This window comes from Kineothrix sp. MSJ-39, from assembly GCF_018917935.1.
Taxonomy (GTDB): Bacteria; Bacillota; Clostridia; order Lachnospirales; family Lachnospiraceae; genus CAG-194.
In genome coordinates this window covers 1-1,135 of record NZ_JAHLPN010000048.1, presented here as the reverse complement: position 1 = coordinate 1,135, position 1,135 = coordinate 1, and the positions used below count along the sequence as shown (strand labels likewise).

The following is a 1,135-nucleotide window of genomic DNA, read 5'->3' as shown; positions in this document are numbered from 1 at the left end:
TGTACATTAGTCAATGATGTGACACCAAGTTTTTAAAATAAAAAACGGTATGATCCTATAGATATATCACCTGATACAAATGGTTAGGTTTCCAGTTCATGGCGTTTTTCCAGTGGTGATTTCCATCCCAGTACCTGCATAGGTATGTTGTTTGAACGATTGAGATACCGTTTCATTTGTATCAGTAAGTCATTGTAATTATAGAAGGACATATGGTTATAGAAGCGTTCCTGATCGTTTCTGTGGCTGCGTTCTACCTTACCGTTATGACGTGGTGTGCGTGGACGGATCCTTTTATGGCTGATTTTCAGCTGTTCACACAAGATATCGAGTGGATGTATACGTTTGGTTTTCTGAACATGTGTAAATTCAACACCATTGTCGGTCTGAAGTATATCAGGCTGATATCCGAAGTAAAGGATAGCGCGTTTTAAAAAATCCACAGTTGAATAGCTGCTCTGCTCCATATAAGGGTATATGAAACGTTCTCTTGAGGCTTCGTCAATTACCGTATACTGGTAGAATCTTTGCGGTATGGAGCCGGAATAGCAGGCTGTCGGAACATATTTGACATCCATCTGCCATTTGACTCCAAGCCGTGTTGGGGTGTCATAAGGCTGAGGTCTGCGTCTGGTCTTGGTTGAAGGAGCGGAACTGGAATAACCAAGCTTACGATAAATGCGATATAGTGATCCGGGATGTCGAGAATAACCTTTGGCAGAGCGGAGTTTGCCATATAATTCGCAGACAGATATATTAGGATTACGTCTGTGATAATCTTGGATCCATTTCAATTCTTCATCAGAGTGGGCATTGGGATGTTTTGCATGCGGTCTGTGGGATTTATCACGCAGGGATTCTTTTGTACCATCAAACTTTTTGTTCCATCGCAAGAGAGAGGATTTTGAAATGTGATAGCGTCGGCAGACAAAAGAGACACCAACGCCAGAGCGATAGAGTTTGACTGCATAATATTTTGTTGAAAATTCATGTGGCAAATATCGTTGAGAATGTGTTATTGTATTCATGGCGGTTGAGAATCCTTTTCATTGGAGTTTTGGTTTGGCGATTAAAATTCTATAGGACTCAACCGTTTTTGTATAGTGGTAGGTGTCACATCAATTGTAACCCTACA

1 protein-coding gene is annotated in these 1,135 nt (G+C 41.0%); it reads right to left on the bottom strand.

What is annotated here, in order from left to right; translation table 11 throughout:
- Positions 1–83 precede the first annotated feature (83 nt).
- Complete coding sequence (locus KQI22_RS13700; protein ID WP_216553430.1) at positions 84–1,028, bottom strand: DDE-type integrase/transposase/recombinase; 945 nt, start codon at positions 1,026–1,028, stop codon at positions 84–86.
- Between the last annotated feature and the right edge of the window lie 107 nt (positions 1,029–1,135).